Origin of the sequence: Micromonospora rosaria (assembly GCF_001567585.1) — a bacterium.
GTDB classification, from domain to species: domain Bacteria; phylum Actinomycetota; class Actinomycetes; order Mycobacteriales; family Micromonosporaceae; genus Micromonospora; species Micromonospora rosaria.
The window spans coordinates 24,344-42,560 of the sequence record NZ_LRQV01000038.1; the positions used below are offsets into that span (position 1 = coordinate 24,344).

General features: G+C 76.5%; 8 protein-coding genes. 2 read left to right on the forward strand and 6 right to left on the reverse strand.

Features of this window, described 5'->3' with window-relative positions; all coding sequences use genetic code 11:
- Nucleotides 1-76: 76 nt before the first annotated feature.
- The 6 genes from hrpB to AWW66_RS12970 form a co-directional block, all read right to left on the reverse strand.
- A complete protein-coding gene (gene hrpB, locus AWW66_RS12945) occupies nucleotides 77-2,563 on the reverse strand; it encodes an ATP-dependent helicase HrpB (RefSeq protein ID WP_067364820.1) in 2,487 nt (828 codons plus the stop codon).
- Nucleotides 2,542-3,591: an MFS transporter gene (locus tag AWW66_RS12950; protein ID WP_067364822.1), complete on the reverse strand. Its 1,050-nt coding sequence runs from the start codon at nucleotides 3,589-3,591 to the stop codon at nucleotides 2,542-2,544. Before AWW66_RS12950 ends, hrpB begins: the two co-directional genes overlap by 22 nt.
- Nucleotides 3,592-3,984: 393 nt before the next feature.
- Nucleotides 3,985-4,980: a DUF5954 family protein gene (locus AWW66_RS12955; RefSeq protein ID WP_245648218.1), complete on the reverse strand. Its 996-nt coding sequence runs from the start codon at nucleotides 4,978-4,980 to the stop codon at nucleotides 3,985-3,987.
- Between the two features lie 88 nt (nucleotides 4,981-5,068).
- Nucleotides 5,069-5,818 (reverse strand): hypothetical protein, encoded by a 750-nt coding sequence (locus AWW66_RS12960; protein ID WP_245648229.1) that lies wholly within the window; start codon nucleotides 5,816-5,818, stop codon nucleotides 5,069-5,071.
- A 251-nt stretch (nucleotides 5,819-6,069) separates the two neighbouring features.
- The gene (locus tag AWW66_RS12965) at nucleotides 6,070-7,047 is read right to left on the reverse strand and encodes an aldo/keto reductase (RefSeq protein ID WP_067364825.1); all 978 of its coding nucleotides are present in this window, start codon (nucleotides 7,045-7,047) and stop codon (nucleotides 6,070-6,072) included.
- A gap of 289 nt (nucleotides 7,048-7,336) precedes the next feature.
- Nucleotides 7,337-10,597: a condensation domain-containing protein gene (locus AWW66_RS12970; RefSeq protein WP_211271931.1), complete on the reverse strand. Its 3,261-nt coding sequence runs from the start codon at nucleotides 10,595-10,597 to the stop codon at nucleotides 7,337-7,339.
- 221 nt (nucleotides 10,598-10,818) lie between these two features.
- Here AWW66_RS12970 and AWW66_RS35275 point away from each other — a divergent pair, with 221 nt between their 5' ends.
- Both AWW66_RS35275 and AWW66_RS12980 read left to right on the forward strand, forming a co-directional pair.
- On the forward strand, nucleotides 10,819-16,659 hold the full coding sequence (locus AWW66_RS35275; protein ID WP_083978455.1) for a non-ribosomal peptide synthetase/MFS transporter: 5,841 nt from the start codon (nucleotides 10,819-10,821) through the stop codon (nucleotides 16,657-16,659).
- Complete coding sequence (locus tag AWW66_RS12980) at nucleotides 16,656-18,188, forward strand: class I adenylate-forming enzyme family protein (RefSeq protein WP_245648231.1); 1,533 nt, start codon at nucleotides 16,656-16,658, stop codon at nucleotides 18,186-18,188. Before AWW66_RS35275 ends, AWW66_RS12980 begins: the two co-directional genes overlap by 4 nt.
- Nucleotides 18,189-18,217 lie beyond the last annotated feature (29 nt).

Genomic DNA, 18,217 nt, shown 5'->3' on the forward strand with positions numbered 1-18,217 from the left:
CCCAGGTCATCGGTGTGAAGGTTGTTAAAGAGTTGGGTCGGGCCGGAAAACCGACGGTACCCGGGACCGGTTCCGGTCAGCCTCCCGGCCGCCGGCGGGGCACGGTACGCCGGGTGGGCACGGCGGTGGCCGGGTCCGCCGGCCACGGGTGCCGGGGGTACCGTCCCCGCAGCTCGGCGCGCACCTGCGGGTACCCGGTGCGCCAGAAGGAGGGGAGGTCGCCGGTGACCGCCGCCGGACGCCCGGCGGGCGAGAGCAGGTGCAGCAGCAGCGGCACCCGGCCGTCGCCCAGCCGGGGCGCCTCGGTCCAGCCGAACACCTCCTGCACCTTCACCGCGAGCACCGGCGCCTGCGGGTCGGTGTAGTCGACCCGGATCCGCGAGCCGCTGGGCACCTCGACCCGCTCCGGCGCCACCTCGTCCAGGTGGGCGGCCTGCGGCCAGGGCAGCAGCCGGCGCAGCGCGCCGACCAGCTCCACCCGGGCCAGGTCGGCGCGACGGCGGGCCCGGGACAACTCCGGGGCCAGCCACCGGTCGGCGGCGGCGAGCAGCGCGGCGTCGGAGACGTCCGGCCAGGGTTCGCCGAGGGCCGCCCGGCAGAAGGCGAGCCGTTGCCGCAGCGCCACCGCCTCCCGTGACCAGGACAGCAGGCCCGTCCCCTCGGTGCGCAGCCCGGCCAGCAGCGCCGCGCGGAGCAGCTTCGGGTCGGGTTCCGCAAGAGGGCGTTCGACCAGGGTGACCGCGCCGAGCCGGTCCACCCGCCGGGCCACCACGTCCCCGTCGACCCAGGCCACCTCCGTGGTCTCGGCCCGCAACCCGGCCCCGGCCTGCCGGGCGGTCGCCTCGTCCAGCGGCGCGGCGAGGCGGATCCGCGCGGTGGGCGCGCCCGGCGCCCGGTCCGCGGCGGCGACGGCCAGCCAGTCGGACCCGGCCAGCCGGGTGCCCGGCGCCAGCTCCGCGGCGGTCCCGGCGGCCATCAGGTACGCCGTGCCGCCCGGCTGGCGGCGGCGGGCCAGCCGTTCCGGGTACGCGAGCCCGACGACGAGCGCGGCGGCCAGGTCGTCCGGCAGCGGCGTACCCGGGACCGAGGACAGCAGCCGGGTCAGTCGCCGTACCTCCTGCCGCCAGGGGCCGGACCGCTCGGCCCGGCGTCGCCGCAGCGCCGCGACCAGGTCGTCGCCGTCGGTGCCGGAGCCCTCCTCGGCGAGCAGGGCGACCACCTCGGCGGCCCGCTGGGTGCCCACCGCCGGCACCCCGTCGAGCAGCGCGCGGGCCAGCCGGGGGTGGGTGCCCGCCTCGGCGATGGCCCGGCCCCGCCCGGTGACCCGACCGGCGTCGTCCAGGGCGCCGAGGGCGTGCAGGCTGCTCCGGGCGGCCCGCAGCGCACCGGCCGGCGGCGGGTCCGGCAGGGCCAGCCCGGTGCCGTCGGGGTGCCCCCACAGGGCCAGGTCGAGCGCGAACCCGGTGAGGTCGGCGACGGCGATCTCCGGCTCGGGCTGGGCGGGCAGCCGCTCGTGCTGCGCCGCCGACCAGCACCGGTAGACCCGGCCGGGCTCCTCCCGGCCGGCGCGGCCGGCCCGCTGCGTCGCCGACGCCCGGGAGACCGCGACGGTGACCAGGGTGCCCAGGCCCCGGGCGTGGTCGGTGCGTGGCACCCGGCTGAGTCCGGCGTCGACCACCGCCCGGACCCCGGGGACGGTCAGGCTGCTCTCGGCGACGGCGGTGGCGAGCACGACCCGGCGGCGCGGGCCGGGCCGCAGCGCGGCGTCCTGGGTGGCCGACTCCTGCCGGCCGTGCAGGGTGACCACCGCCACGTCCAGGCCGGTGAGCCGGGCGGCCACCGCGTCCAGCTCCCGGGCGCCGGGCAGGAAGACCAGCACGTCGCCGGGGCCGTCGCCGAGGGCCCGCCGGACGGTCGCCGCGACGTGCTCCAGCAGGCGGGGGTCGACCCGGGTGCCGTGCGGCGGGTCGACCGGCCCGGCCGGCGGGCACCAGTGCACCGCCACCGGGTACGTCACCGCCCGCGCCTCGACCACCGGGGCGTCGAGCACCTGCGCCAGCCGGGTCGCCTCGACGGTCGCCGAGGTGGCCAGCAGCCGCAGGTCGGGGCGGAGGGTGGCGCGGACCTCGGTGGTGAAGGCGAGCGCGAGGTCGGAGTCGAGGTGCCGTTCGTGGCACTCGTCGAGCACCACGGCGTCGACCCCGGCCAGGTCCGGGTCGCGGTGCAGCCGCCGGACCAGGACCCCGGTGGTGACCACCTCGACCCGGGTCGCCGGCCCGACCCGGCGGTCGCCCCGCACCGTGTACCCGACGAGCCCACCGACCGGCTCGCCGAGCAGCGCCGCCATCCGGCGGGCCGCCGCGCGGGCCGCCACCCGGCGTGGTTCGGCGACCACCACCCGTCCGGTGCCGGCGTCGGCCAGGGCGAGCGGGACCAGGGTGGTCTTGCCGGTGCCGGGGGGCGCGACCAGCACCGCCGCGCCGGCGGTGGCGAGCGCGTCGGCGAGGTCGGGCAGGGCGTGCCGGACGGGCAGGTCGGCGATCAGGTCGGCGGTGGGCAGCACTCAGCCAGTGTGGCGCAGCCCCACGTCGGCCCGGCGCAGGGCCGGGTGGCGCAGCGTGGCCAGGGCGGCGACGGCGAGCACGGTGGCGCCCCGACCGCCGGCGGCGCCGCCGCCAGCCCGGCCACCCCGCCGGCCGCGAGCAGCAGGCCGACCCCGGCGGCCGGGCCGAACCGCCACCGGGTACCGCGCAGGGTCAGCAGGACCGCGACGACGGCCAGCCCCGCCGCGACCGCCCCGACGACCAGCCCGGCGGAGCGGGCCGACCAGGACCGTTCCCGCGCCAGCAGGGGCAGCAGCAGCCCGGAGACCGGCAGCAGGAAGGCGGCCACCGTCGCGGTGAGCAGCAGTGCGGGCCGCAGCACCGCGTCCCGGGCGACGAGGCGTACCCCGTCCAGCGCGGCCCACCGGGGGTGCCGGCCGTCGGTGGTCGGCGCGGGCGGCGTGGCGGGCAGCCGGACGGCCACGACGACGAGCAGCAGCACCGCGGAGGCCGCCGCGCCCACCAGCGCCGCCCCCGTCAGCCCGGCGGCGACCACCACCACGCCACCCACCGGTGGTCCGGCGAACACCGCCACCTGACCGACGACCTGCCGGGCCGACATCGCCGGGACCAGCGCGGCGGGCGGGACCAGCAGCCGGGGTACCGTGCCCGAGGCGGGCAGGTGGAAGGCGTCCACCACGCCGATGGCGAACCCGGCGGCCAGCAGCAGCACCGCCGGGTCGCCGACCCGGCTCGCGCCGACGGCCAGCGCCCCGGTCACCACGACCATCGCCACGCCGGTCCCGACCAGGACCCGGCCGGGGCCCACCCGGTCGGCCACCGACCCGCCGACGAGCACCAGCAGCACCCGGGGCAGGTTGGTCGCGGTCAGCACCAGCCCGGCGAGCAGCCCACCCCGCCCCGCCGCCACCCAGGCGGAGGCGAAGGCGAGGACCTGGGTACCGATCAGGGCGAGCCCGGTGCCACCCAGCCACGCCCGGTACCCGCCGGGCAGCCGTCCGCCCGGCCCCGCTCGCCGCCCCGCCATCCCGGTCCCCCGCCCCGTCGTCGCCGTCCCTGCGGGACTCTGCGACCTCGACCGGGTCGAGGGTCAACCCGACAGGCGATCCGTGACGGGGGCAGGCGGTGAACCCGCCCCGTGACCGGGCGGGGCGGAAGCGACGGAGCGGGCCGGGCAGCCCCTGGACGCAGGGCCGTCGCCGTCCGGTGTACGGATGTGGCCGTCCTTTCGAACTGCCCCGTCGGTGGGACCGCGCCGGCGCGCTCGTCGGGTCGCCCGGTGACCGCCGCGCGCTCCCCCGGTCCGGTCGGCCTCCGCAACGGCGCGGCGGCCCGGAGAGTCCGCCCCGTTTTTCGGGGCAGTTCGACAGGCGGTACCCACCGATACCGGTGGCCGCCAACGACCGACCGTAGGGCCGGGTTACTCCGGGTCGGGCAGCAGGCCCTGGGCCCGCAGGTGCGCGCAGTGCGCCTCCGGCGGAGGCTCCGGGTCGTGGTCGGACGGTCGGGGCCCCTCGGGGCCGTCGACGCCGAAGCGGAGCAGGATCTCGATCCGGGTCACCCGGAACCGGCGGCCGAGCACGGTCACCTCGTCGGCCCGGGTCGCGTCGACGTCGGCCGCGGCACGCGCGTACGCCCGGGTCTCCGCCGCCGTCGGGGTCCGCAGCCGGGGGACCAGGTACCGGAAGCCGAAGGTCATCAGGTCCCGGGCGGCCTGCGGGCTGGCCACCGCCGCGCTGTCCGGCTGCCACCGCCCGTCGACGTACTCGGCGACGGCGTACCGGGTGGGGAGGATGACCGCCCCGGGGTGGGTACGGACGGCGCGGACGCTGTCGGCGTACACCTGCGCGGGCACCCCGGAACGGGGATAGTGCGCGGTCAGCACCTCGGCCTTGAGCAGCGCGTGGGCCAGGCCGGTCGGCTCGTCGGGGCTCACCACCAGCCCCTCGGTCCGGCCCGGGTCGGCGCCCGCGCCGCCGGGCGGCAGCGGGTCCGGGTCGGTCGGCCGGGGCGGCTCCGGCCCGTCGGCGCCGAACCGGGCGAACGTGTCGGTCCGCACGATCCGGTACCGGCGACCGGCGACGGTCACCTCGTCGACCTTCTCCCAGTCGAGGACGTCACCGACCGCGTCGAGTTCCGCGGCGAGCGCCGGCTCGGTGACCGTCGTCCGGCGGATCCGCAGCCGCTCGGCCAGCGCGTCCCGGGCCCCCTGCGGGGTGTACTCGTCGAGCGCGTCCAGTCGCCACCGACCGTCCGCGAGCTCCTCGGCGTGCCCGAAGAGCGGCCCGCCCAGCCGGACCGTCGGGTAGTCGACGGCCCGGCGGGCGGCGTCGTCCTCGGTCACCGCGCTCACCGGGTCGTCCCGGCGGGCGACCCGGATCACCGACACCGGCGGCATCACCTCATCGTCACGCACGCCGTACAGTCTGTACATCTTCCGCGGAAAGGCCAACGCCGACGCGCCGGGCCGGGCGCCCGGGTGCCCAGGTCAGCGGCTCAGCGGGTCAGGAGAAGCGCTCCCGGGTGACCGGGACGAGCCCCTGCCGGCGCAGCGTGGCGGTCAGCGACCGCAGCACCGGCGCGACGCCCTCGTCGGACGCCCCGGCGAGGTCGACGGTGACGTCCAGGCACCACGCCGCGCCCGCGACGACACGGCGCACCTCCCAGGTGTACGCGTCGTCGCCGACCCGCAGCCGGGCGGTGCCGAGCACCCGGGCCTGCGGGTGCCCGGCGTCGTCCGGGATCGCCATCCGCCACGTCCGCTGCACCTCGGCCAGCCCGTCGGGGGTCAACGCGTTGGCGAACAGCACCCGGTACACCCGCGTGTCGTGGTACCCGGGGGTGACCTCGCCGCCCAGCCGCAGCGGCGGGCTGGTCGGCAACGGCGGGCCGGCACCGAGGTGACCGCGCAACGCCGCCTCGGCGGGCAGCCCACTGCCGGTGAGCCGGCGGTGCAGCAGGTCGGCCCCGTCCCGCTCCACGGGGACGATCCGGCCCCGGACCCCGGCGTCGGCGCGGATCGCCCGGCTGAACCCCGACGCGCCCCGCCAACCGGGCTCCCCCGCCAGCCAGCCGGCGCTGTCCAGCCGCACCGCCACGTGGTCGGCGCCGTACACGAACTCCTCGACGAGGATCCCGGTCGGCGGCCCGGCACCGGGACCACCGACCGGGTGGACCAGGTAGTAGTCCAGCCCGCCACGGCTGCCGGCGGGGCCGGACGGCCCGGTCGCCACCGTCGCGGGCTCGACAGCCACCCCGGAACCCTCCGCCGGGTGGTCCACCACACCGTCCCGCCCCACACACCACGTCCCCACGCCGGACATTCTGGACCACCGGAACGCGCCGAGAGCGCCGACACGGCCACGGCCCGACCGGCAACCCGCCACCCGAGGGACGCGGGATGGACCGGGAGGCCGCGCGGCGAGGCTGGGCACGTGGCAGGTTGCGGGGCGGCGCGGGGCCTGGGGTGCGGAGCGGGTGCGGCACGGGCGGTGGGTCGGCGCCGTCACGGCGTGGGGACGTCCTCGGGGAGCAGGCCGGAGCGTTTCAGGTCGGCCCAGAGCGCCCCCGGGATGTGCCACTCGAACATGGTGACGTTGTCGGCGATCTGTCCCGGGTCCCGCGCGCCGACCACGACGCTGGCCACCGCCGGGTGGCCGAGGGGGAACTGGATGGCTGCGGCCCGCAGCGGCACCCCGTGCCGGTCGCAGACCCGCCGGATGGCCTGGGCCCGTGCGAGCAGCGTCCGGTCGGCGGGCAGGTAGTCGTAGTACGCGCCGGGTCTCGGGTCGGCGAGCAGACCGGAGTTGTACACCCCGGCGGAGAGGACGGCGATGCCCCGGTCCTGGCACAGCGGCAGCAGGTCGGCCAGGCCGGACTGGTCCAGCAGGGTGTAGCGGCCGGCGAGCATGAAACAGTCGAAGTCGGCGGCGCGGGCCAGGTCCACCAGCATCGGGGCCTGGTTCATCCCGGCGCTGACCGCGCCGATCTCACCGGTCGCGCGCAGCTCGGCCAGCGCCGGGTACGCCCCGCGCAGCGCCTCGGCCAGGTGGTCGTCCGGGTCGTGGATGTGGGCGATGTCGATCCGGTCGAGGCCGAGCCGGTCCAGGCTCTCCGCGTACGACCGGCGAACCCCCGCGTAGCTGAAGTCGAAGCGCGGGGTCAGGTCGGTGGGCTCGGCCCAGAGGTCCTGGGTGTCGACGCCGCCGGGCACCAGCAGCCGGCCCACCTTGGTCGAGAGGGTGAACTCGGCGCGCGGTTTGCCGGCGAGCACCGCGCCGGCCCGCCGCTCGGACAGGCCGCAACCGTACAGCGGGGCGGTGTCGAAGTAGCGCAGCCCGAGGTCCCAGGCCGTCTCGACGGTCACCCGGGCGGCGGCGTCGCCGACCGCCTCGTACAGCCCGCCGATCGGGGCGAGCCCGAATCCCAGCCGGGTCACCGACACCCCGGTCCGTCCCAGCAGCGCCGTCTCCGTCGCCCGCATCCGGCCGCCTCCCGCCCCGTCGTGGCCTGTCCGCTGACCCGACGGGGGATACCGGCCCGTCACCGGCGCTGCAAATTTCCCATAGGGTATTGCTTGACCGTGTTTAGTCGGTCCAGTGAGGACAGTCAAGGGTCCCGGCGAACCCCCTGGCAGGGGCCGGCACCGTCGAGCGGACGTCCGCTGGCCCCGCTCGCCGGCGCGGGGCCGAGCCGGGCCGGGGTCGAGCCGGGCCCGGGTCGGGTGGACGCGCCGGAGCCCGGCCCGACCCGGCCGCGCGGGGCGGTGCGGTTCAGCGGGCCGGCAGCCAGGGCCAGGGCACCTCGCGGAAGGCCGCCTCGACCAGCAGTTCCTCGACCGCGCGCAGCAGCCGCTCGGCCCGGTCCGGCGGCAGGTAGCGGGTGTCGGCGGTGATCACCAGTTCCACCGCGCCGGGGGCGTCGACCACCTGGATGCGGCACCGCCAGGCGAACCTGTCCAGCGGGTTCAACCAGGTGAACGCGCTGCGGGTGGCGGCGGCCCGCAGGGCCGGCTCGTCCGGACCGGCCGGGTCGGGCTCCGCGCCGACGGGGAGCCGGATGTCGTTGAAGAAGCAGAACGGCGCGAGGGCCGTCCCGTAGTCGTGCCCGATGTCGGCGAAGCCCTTCTCCATCGCCCGGGGGTCGTAGTAGGCGTGCCGGTACCCGTCCAGTGCCGCCCGCCCGGTGCGGGCCAGCACCTCGGCGAAGTCGGGGCGGTCGGCCAGGTCGACCAGGCAGAACCCGAGCTGGTTCAGCTTGCTGATCGCCGTGGCGTACTCCGGTTGGAACCGGTTGTTGGCCATCGAGAAGATGCCGCAGACCTCCTGCCCGCCGGTCCCGGCGATCACCGCGGCGGTGGCCGCGAGCAGGACCGTCGAGGTGGTGACCCGGTGCCGGGCGGCGACCAGCCGGGCCGCCGGGTCGATCGCGGTACTGACCAGGGAACCCCGCCGGTACCGGGGGGTGGGCACCGCGCCGGCCGGCTCGACCGTCGCCACCGGCAGCCGCCCGAACTGCCGGGACCAGTACGCGACCGCCCGGTCGCAGCGGCGCTGCTCGATGGTCCGTTCCCGCTCGGCCACGTCCAGCGACTGCAGGCCGGGCGCGGTGGGGCAGCGGCCCCGCAGCAGGAGCATCCGCAGGTCCCGCAGGACCAGTTCGGCGGCGTGGAAGTCCACCGTCGAGTGGCTGAAGACGACCACCACGTGCCGGACCAGCCCGTCGACCACCACCAGCGCGGCCCGCATCGGCCAGTGCGCCGCGTGGTCGAACGGCGGGTCGCCGATCTCCTCGGCGAGCGTGCGGGCGGTCGCCCCGCCGTCCGGGTCGGTCGCCGCGTCGGCGGTCCACACCGAGATCGGCAGCCGCCCCTCGGCCTCGGCCACCTGGCACAGTTCGCCGTCGCGTACCCGGATCCGGGTACGCAGCGACTCGTGCCGGCCGACCAGGTCGCCGAGGGCCCGTACCGCCCGGGGCACGTCGACGGCCGCGCGACGGGACAGGGTCAGGGAACGGCGGAGGTTGAGCACGCTGCGCTCCGGCGACTCGAACTCGACCACGGCCCGCCACATCGCCCGCTGCCCCCAGGTGAGCGGGCCGGTCCGCGCGGTCCCGCCAGCGAACGGGGCGTACACCGGCTCGTCGGCCCCGAAACCGACCGGGCCGGTCGGTACCGTCCGGGTCGCGCCCGACCCGACCGGCGCGGTCACGACGGGTGGACCGTCGGCCCACCGGGCCGGTACGGGGCCGCCGGTCCACCCGGGAGCGGCCACGGTCCCCGCACCGCCCGCCTCGACCCCGTCCGGCCCGGCACCGTCCGGGCCGGCACCGTCCGGACCGACGCCGTCCGGACCGGCACCGTTCGGACCGGCAACGGGGGACTCGACGGTGGCCGGACCGGCGGGCTCCGGACCGGCGGGCCCCGGCGCAGCGGGCTCCGGACCGGCGGAACGAGGCTCGACGTGGTCCGGGACGGCGGGGCCCGACCCGCCTGCGGCGGGGGCCGAGAAGCCTGGCCCGCCTGCGGCCGAGGCGGCGGGGCGGGGCGGGGCGGGGGCCGAACCGGCGGAGGGCGGGGTCGGGGGCGGGCTGGCGTCCGAACCGGCGTCGACACCAGCGGCTGAGCCGGGGCGGGGTGGCCTCGGGGACCAGGGCCACGGGACGTCCCGGAAGGCCGCCCGGACCAGCAGCTCCTCCAGGTCGCGCAGGAACGGCTCGACGTCGTCGGGCAGGACGTGCCGGGTGTCGACGCTGAGCGTGACACCGACCGCGCCCGGCTCGTCCACGACGTGCGCGAGCAGGTGCCAGGAGGCCCGGTCCAGGCCCCGGACCCAGGAGAACGTGCTGCGCTGGGTCGCGGCCCGCAGGCCGGCCTCGGTCTCCCCCGTCGGGTGGGCTCCGGCCTCCCCGCCGGCCAACCGGACGTCGTTGAAATAGTGATACGGCAGAAAGGCGCTGCCGTAGTCGTACCCTAGATCGGTAAAGGCCCGGCGCAGCGCGGCCGCGTCGTAATAGGCGTGCCGATATGCGTCCAATGCGGACTGCCACACCCGGGGCAACAGGTCGGCGAAGGTCGGCCGCCCGGACAGGTCGACCACCCCGAAACCGATCTGGCCGATATTGGCGACCGCCTGCGCGTAATCCGGTCGAAATCGGTTGTGGGCCATGGGGAAGAACCCGCACGGGCCGGGCTCCCGGTCCCGCACCGTCAGCGCCGTCAGGCCGGCCAGCAGCACCGTCGACGTGGTGACCTGGTGCCGGGCGGCGACCAGCCGGGCCGCCCGGTCCAGCGCCGGTGAGACCAGGACGCCCCGGTGCAGGCGGGGGGTGAGCTCGGGGCCCACCACCGGCAGGTCGTGCCGGGGCAGCCGGTGGTACTCCCGGAGCCAGTACTCGATCGCCCGCTGCGACCGGCGCTGGTCCACGCCCTGCTGGTCCTGGGCGACGCGCACCGACTGCGGCCCGGCCGGCGTCCGCAGGGCGCCGCGCAGCAGGAGCAGCCGCAGGTCCCGCAGCACGATGTCGACCGCGTGCGCGTCCACCGTGGAGTGGCTGAACACCAGGACGATCTGGCGTACCCGGTCGGCCACCAGCACCAGGGCGATCCGCACCGGCCACTCGTCGGCGTGGTCGAAGGCCACGTCGCCCAGCCGGGTCGCGGTGGCCTGGGCCGCCTCGTGGCCGTCGCCCTCGCCGGGGACGACCAGCAGCGGCATCGCGCCCGCCGGCGCGGTCTCCTGGCGCAGGCCGTCCCCGCCGGGCCGGACCCGGGTCCGCAGCGAGGCGTGCCGGGCGACCAGCGCGCCGACCGCCCGGGTGACGCTGGCCAGGTCGGCGGCGACCCGCTCCGAGACGGCGAGGGTACGGCGCAGGTTCATGAACAGGTGGTTGGACCGGGACAGCGCGTTGGCCCGCCACATCACCTGCTGCCCCCAGGTCAGTGGCGCTGTCTCCGGACGTCCACTCTGGAATTGGGCATGGCGCAGCCATTCCGTGGCCCACTCGTCCGGCACTACGGCATCCGCGAATCGCATTCCTGACCGTACGATGACGGGCAACGGCGCAGATCGATCGTTTGGTTTCTCCGACATGCGCCGTTCAGGCCATACCGTTGCGTCGTTTGCAGTGGGCAGACTACTTGCTCCGCACGCCCCCGAGCGAAAAGGCCATCGGCGTGACCAATGTTGACGTACCGGCGCGGGTCACCCCTACCCCGCCGAAACGGACCATTCCCCGGAGTGGACAAACACCGTCAATGTCCTTCGGACAGGAAAGGATCTGGTTCACCGAACAGCTCACCCCGGGCACGTCCGGTTACGTCGTGTACGCGACCTCCCGGCTGCGCGGGCCGCTGGAGCCGGATCTGGTGCGGACCGCCCTGGACGAGGTCGCCGCCCGTCACGACAGCCTGCGGATGCGGTTCCTGGAGAACGACCGGGGCGAGCCGGTGGTCGAGGTGCTGGAGACGGTCCGGGTGCCGTTCACCCTGGCGGAGGCGGTGGACGAGGCGACCGCCCGGATGCTGGTGGCCGAGTGGGTCCGGACCCCGTTCGACCTCACCGCCGCGCCGCTGCTGCGGGCGCTGGTGGTCCGGCTGGCCGACGACGACCACGTGCTGCACCTGGACATGCACCACATCGTCAGTGACGGCTGGTCGATGAACCTGCTGCTCAACGAGGTGGCGACGGTCTACGGGGCGCTGCGGGACGCGGCGGAGACCCCGGCGGCGCCGGCCGTCCGGTACGTCGACTACGCCGCCTGGCAGCGGGACCGGATGGACGGCGCCGCCGCCCGCGACGGGCTGGCCTTCTGGACCCGGACGCTGGCCGGGGTGCCGCCGCTGGACCTACCCACCGACCGGCCCCGCCCGGCCGTCCAGTCCTACGCCGGGGGCACCCACCGGTTCCGGCTGGACGCCGAGCTGACCGAGGGCCTGCGGCGGCTCGGCCGGGCCCACCGGGCGACCCTCTACATGACCCTGCTCGCGGGCCTGCACGCGACGCTCTTCCGCTACTCCGGTCAGCGGGACTTCGCGGTCGGCTCACCGGTCGCCGGCCGGGTCACCCCCGAGGCGGAGGAGCTGATCGGGCTCTTCGTCAACACTCTCGCGCTGCGCGCCGACCTGTCCCGGGAGGCCCCGCCGGGCGGCGGCACCGGGGCGGCGGACGACGGCGAGCCCACCTTCGGCACCCTGCTGCGCCGGACCCGCAACACCGTCGTGCGGGCCCTGGCCAACCAGGAGATCCCGTTCGAGCGCCTGGTCAAGGAGCTGAACGTCACCCGGGACGTCAGCCGCACCCCGGTCTTCCAGGTGCTGTTCACCCTGCAGAACTACGCCCGTACCACCGGCCGGTGGCCGACGGGGCTGGTCGCCGAGGGGTTCGGCGCGGACGGCACCGTGTCCCGGTTCGACCTGTCGCTCTACGTCAGCGAGACCGACACGGACCTGCGGGCGATGCTGGTCTACAACAGCGACCTGTTCACGCCGGACACGGCGGCCCGGTTCGCGGACGCCCTCCGTACCCTGCTGCGGGCGGCGGTCGACCGGCCGGACCGCCCGGTGGTGGACCTGCCGCTGCTCGACCCCGCCGAACAGGCCCGGATGCTCGCCCTCGGCACCCCCGACGGAGCCGACGCCCCCGGCCGCGCCGACCCCGCCGACGGCGCTGACGCCCACAACGGCAATGACACCGACAGCGGCGCTGACCCCGACAGTGGCACTGACCCCGCCGGCGGCACTGGCACCGACAGCGGCGTCCGGTTCCTGGCCGGGACCGGCGGCGACGGTGTGGCCGCACCGGTGACGAGGTCGGCGCTGACCCTGGCCGACCTGGTCACCCCGCACGCCGCGACGAGCCCCGACGTGCCGGCGGTGGTCTGCGGCGCGGACACGGTGACGTACCGGGACCTGGACCGGCGGGCCAACCAGCTCGCCCACCACCTGCGCACGCTCGGGGTGGGCCCGGACGCCCTGGTCGGGGTGCTGCTGGAGCAGTCCGCCGACCTGGCCGTGGCGCTGCTGGGCGTGCTCCGCGCCGGTGGGGCGTACCTGCCGCTGGACCCGGAGCAGCCGAGGCAGCGGCTGGCCCTGATGCTCGCCGACGCCCGCCCGGCGGTGGTGCTCACCAGCACCGACCTGCGCGACCTGCTGCCGACGGCCACCGACGGGCCCGTCGACACCGGACACCCGACCGACACCGGGCAGCCGGTGGGCGCGCAGCGCCCCGCACCGGCCGGGGAGCCGGTCTGCCTGGACACGCTGGGCGACGTGCTCGCCGGCCGGCCGGTCACGCCGCCGGAGCCGACCGCCACCGGCGCGCACCTGGCGTACGTCATCTACACCTCCGGCTCGACCGGGCGGCCGAAGGGCGTCGCGGTCGCGCACCGGCAGGTGCTGCGCTACCTCGACGGGGTGGCCGACCGGTTCGGCGTCGTCCCGGGCAGCCGGTACGCGCTGTTGCAGTCGATGTCCTTCGACTTCAGCGTGACCGTGTTCTACCTGGCGCTGGCGACCGGCGGAACGGTGCACCTGCTTGACCGGCGGTGCACCGGCGGGGAGCTGGCCGACCGGTTGCGCCGGCACCGGATCGACTACCTGAAGATCACTCCGTCGCACCTGGCCGTCCTCGCCGCCGAGGTCGGCGAGGCGGCGCTGGTGCCGACCCGGGCCCTGATCCTCGGCGGGGAGGCGTCCGACCTGGACTGGGCGGCCCGGTTCGCGGCGGCCGGGCCGGGCCGGGTGTTCAACCACTACGGCCCGACCGAGGCGACCGTCGGGGTGACCACGTACGAGGTGACGCCCGACGCGACGGGGGACGGACCGGTGCCGCTGGGCCGACCGCTGCCGCACGCCCGGGTGTACGTGCTCGACGAGCGGCTGCGCCCGGTGCCGGTCGGGGTGCCCGGCGAGATCCACCTCGGCGGGGACCGGCTGGCCCGGGGGTACCTGCACCAGCCGGAGCTGACCGACGAACGGTTCGTGCCCGACCCGTACGGCCCGCCCGGGGCCCGGCTGTACCGCACCGGGGACCTGGGCCGGTGGCGGGCGGACGGGCAGCTCGTGTTCCTCGGCCGCCGTGACCACCAGGTGAAGATCCGTGGGTACCGGGTGGAGCTGGGTGAGGTGGAGGCCGCCCTGCGGGACCTGCCCCCGGTCCGGCAGGCGGCGGTGCTGCTGCGCGACGGGCGGCTGGTCGCCTGGCTGGAGCACGAGCCGGGTACCGGCCGGCCGGAGCCGGCCGAGCTGCGGCGGGTGCTGGGCGACCGGCTGCCCGACCACATGGTGCCGTACCGGTTCGTCTGGCTGGACCGGCTGCCGTTGCAGGAGCACGGCAAGGTGGACCGGCGGGCGCTGCCCGAGCCGGTCGACGAGGCCCCGAGCGGGGAGCGGATCGCGCCGGACGGTCCGGTGGAGACCCTGATCGCCGGGATCTGGCAGGTGGTGCTCGGCGTGCCGGAGGTCGGCGCGACCGACGACTTCTTCGACATCGGCGGTCACTCGCTGCTGGCCACCCAGGTGGTGGCCCGGCTGCGGCGGGAGCTGCCGGCGGTGGTCGCCGACGGGGACGCGCCGCCGGTGACCGTGATGGACCTGTTCCGCCACCGCACGGTGCGGGACCTGGCCGCCCGGCTGGCGGTGACCGACCGGGCCCCGGACGGGCTGCTGCACGAGCTGACCCCGCCGGTCGCCGGGGCCCCGGTCGCCACCCTGGTCTGCGTGCCGTACGGCGGCGGCAGCGCGGTGGTGTACCAGCCGCTGGCCGACGCCCTGCCGGCCGGGTACCGGCTGCTGTCGGTGGCCGTGCCCGGTCACGACATCGGGCTGGCCGACGAGCCGGCGCCGATCGACGAGGTGGCCGCCACCGTCGTCGCGGAGATCCTGGACCGGGTGACCGGGCCGCTGGTCCTGTACGGCCACTGCGGCCCCGGCGGCGCGCTGGCCGTTGAGGCGGCCCGTCGGCTGGAGGCGGCCGGCCGGGAGCTGACCGCCGTGTACCTGGGCGCGGTGTTCCCGTTCGGCCGGCCACCCGGTGGGCTGCTCGGCCCGCTGCTGCGGTTGCGGCTGGCCGAGCGGATCCGCAGCGACCGGATCTACCGGACCTGGTTGCAGGCGCAGGGCACCTCGATCGGGTCGCTGGACCCGGACGAGGTGGCGTTCCTGATCCGGGCGATGCGGCACGACGCCCGGGTCTCCGAGGAGTACTTCACCGACCTGCTGCACCGGAAGGTGGCCCCGCTGCGGGCGCCGATCATCTCGGTGGTCGGCGAGCAGGACCGGGGCACCGAGTACCACGAGGAACGCTTCCGGGAGTGGCACTTCCTCAGCGACCGTACCGCCCTGGCGGTGATCGACGAGGGCGGGCACTACTTCCTCAAGTACCGGGCCGCCGAACTGGCCGAGATCGTCACCGGCGTGCACGACCGGCTGGCCGGGCCGGACCCGGCCGGCACACCGGATCGGATCGCCGCACCGGACGCCGCCGCCGGAACGGGTCGGGTCGGCACCGGCGCGACCGGCCGGGAGCCGACCGGCACGGCGCCGGCCGGCGCGGCGGGACCGGGGGTCGTCGACGCGGACGGGCTGGACCCGGCGTGGGAGCTGGTCGCCGTCTCGGACCGCCGCGCCGACCGGTCCGCGCCGGCCGACGCCCACGACCCGGCCGACTCCCCCGCCGCCGGGGCGGCGGTCGGGCCAGCCGGGCCGGGCGGCGGGCGGCGGGTGCGGCGACGGGACCGCGTCCCGCAGCCGAGCATGGCCCGGTTCGGCCTGATCGCCGCCGGTCAGATCATGTCCGGTACGGGCACCGCGCTGACCAACTTCGCCATCCCGTTGTGGATCTACCTGGAGACCGGTTCGCTGGCCCGGTTCGCGCTCTTCGCCGTGCTCGGTCTGCTCCCCGGCCTGGTGGTGGCCCCGCTGGCCGGGGCGCTGATCGACCGCAGCAGCCGGCGACGGATCATGATCCTGGCCGGGCTGGCGGCCGGCGGTGGGAATGCCGTCCTGGCCGCCCTGGTGCTGACCGACCAGGCCCAGGCGTGGCACTTCTACCTGCTGGTCGCCTGGCTGTCGGTGGCGTTGGCGTTCCAGCGGCTCGCCTTCGTCTCCGCCGTGCCGCAACTGGTGCCCAAGCGCTACCTCGGGCACGCCAACGGGCTGGCGCAGACGGCCACCGGCATCACCCAGTTCCTGGTACCGCTGATCTCGGTCGCCCTGCTGGAGGCGGTCGGCCTGCGCGGCATCCTGATCATCGACGTGGTGTCGTACGCCTTCGCGATCGGGGTGCTGGCCGCCGTCCGGTTCCCCCGTACCCTGGCGCTGCGCCGCCGGGAGGGCATCGGCGAGGAGATCATGGGCGGGCTGCGGTACGCGCTGCGCCGCCGCGAGTTCCGCGCCATGCTGGCCTTCTTCGCCGCGCTGAACCTCTTCCTCTTCCCGGTGCTGTTCCTGCTCTCCCCGCTGGTGCTCGGCTTCGCCGACCTGGCGCAGGTGGCCCGGATCGCGCTCACCGGCGGCGTCGGCGCGGCCACCGGCGGACTGGTCATGCTGGTCTGGGGCGGGCCCCGGACGCACCGGATGCGGGCGGTGCTGCTGGGCACCCTGGGCATCGCGGTGGCCTGCGTGGTCACCGGGCTGCGCCCGAACCTGCTGGTGATCGGCGTCGGGGCGTTCGGCATGTACTTCGCCCTCGGCCTGGTCAACGGGGTCTACAACACCATCGTCCAGACCAAGGTGCCGCCGCGCTTCCACGGCCGGGTGTTCGCCCTCAACCAGATGGTGGCCTGGTCGACCCTGCCGCTGGGCTGGGGGGTGATCGCCCCGTTCGCCGCCCGGGTGGTGGAGCCGATGCTGCTACCCGGCGGGGCGCTCGCGCCCACCGTCGGCGCGGTGATCGGGGTCGGGCCGGGCCGCGGCCACGCTTTGCTGTACCTGGTCTTCGGGGTGTGCATCGCGCTGACCGCGCTGGTGTCGCTGCGGACCCGGATCCTGTCCCGGTTCGACCTGGAGGTGCCCGACGCGCCCCCGGACGACCTGGTCGGCATCGAGGCCCGGGAGGCCCGCGCGGCGGCGACCCGGACCGGGGGTGACCGGACGTGACCGGCCCGACCACCGGCCCGGGTGCCGGCCCGACCACCGGCCCGGCGGGGGTCCCGCCGGTCGCCCGGACCGTGCCGGAGCTGCTGGCCTGGCGGACCGCCGTGCACCCCGAGCGGGTGGCGGTCCAGGTGCACGGGGTGGACGAGGTGACCTTCGCCGCCTGGTCGGCCGGCGCCGGGGCGGTCGCCGGGGCGTTGCGGCGGCACGGCGTCCGCCCGGGTGACCGGGTCGGGCTGGTCTTCGGCCAGCGGGACTGGACCGGGTACGCGGTGGCGTACTGCGGGGTGCTGCGGGCCGGCGGGGTGGCCGTGCCCCTGTCCGACCGGCTCGCCCCCGCCCAGCTCGGGTACGCCCTCGACCACTGCCGGGCGGCGGCCGTGCTGCACGGCGGCGACGAGGCGCCCCCCGGTACCCCGGCCGGTCTGCCGGCCTGGCCGGCGGCGCGGCTGGCCGCCGAGGGCGGGGAGCCGTTCGACCATCCGGTCCGCCCCGGCGACCTGGCCCAGATCCTCTACACGTCGGGGACCACCGGCCGGCCCAAGGGGGTGGGCGCCAGCCACGCCAACCTCGTCGTCGGCGCGCCCCGGCACCCGCGCCGGCTGCCGCTGGCCCACTCGGAGCGGTTCCTGCACGCCTTCCCGATCGGCACCAACGCCGGGCAGACCATGCTGCTCAACGCGCTCACCGCCCGGCCGACCGCGCTGACCCTGCCGGCGTTCACCCCGGCCCGGTTCGCCCGGCTGATCACCACGGCGGGCACGGTCTTCGTGGTGCCGTCGATCGCGATCGAACTGCTCGACTCGGGCGCCCTCGCCGGGCGGGACCTGAGCGGCGTCCACCTGATCGGGTCGACCGCGGCGCCGCTGGCACCGGCGGTGGCGGCCCGGCTGGCGGCGGCGTTCCCGCAGGCCACCATCGTGAACTACTACACCTCGACGGAGGCGGCGCCGGCCCAGACCACGATGATCTTCGACCCGACCCGGCGGGAGGCGGTGGGCCGGCCGGTCGGTGGCCAGCTCATGATCGCCGACGCGGACGGGCGGGAGCTGCCCACCGGGCAGACCGGTGACGTGTGGCTGCGCTCCCCCCACCCGCGTTCCTACTACGGCGACGAGACGGCCAACCGGGCCACCTTCCGGGACGGTTGGGTCCGGATGGGCGACGTCGGCCGGCTCGACGCCGACGGGTACCTGCACCTCACCGACCGGCACCAGGACGTGATCAAGTCCGGCGCCTTCAAGGTCTCCACGCTGGAGGTCGAGGCGGCGCTGCACGAGCACCCGCAGGTCGCCGAGGCGGCCGTGGTCGGGGTGCCGCACCCGGTGCTCGGTTCGGCGGTCGCCGCCGCCGTGGTGGCCCGCCCCGGCACGCCCGCCGCCGAGCCGACCCTCCCGGCGCTGCGGGCCTTCCTCACCGGCCGACTCGCCGACCACCAGCTCCCGGCCCGGTTGCTGGTGCTGGACCGGCTGCCCCGCAACGAGGGCGGCAAGGTCCTCAAGCGGCAGCTCACCGACCAGTTCGACGCCTGATCCACCACCGACACACAAGCAGGGAGAGC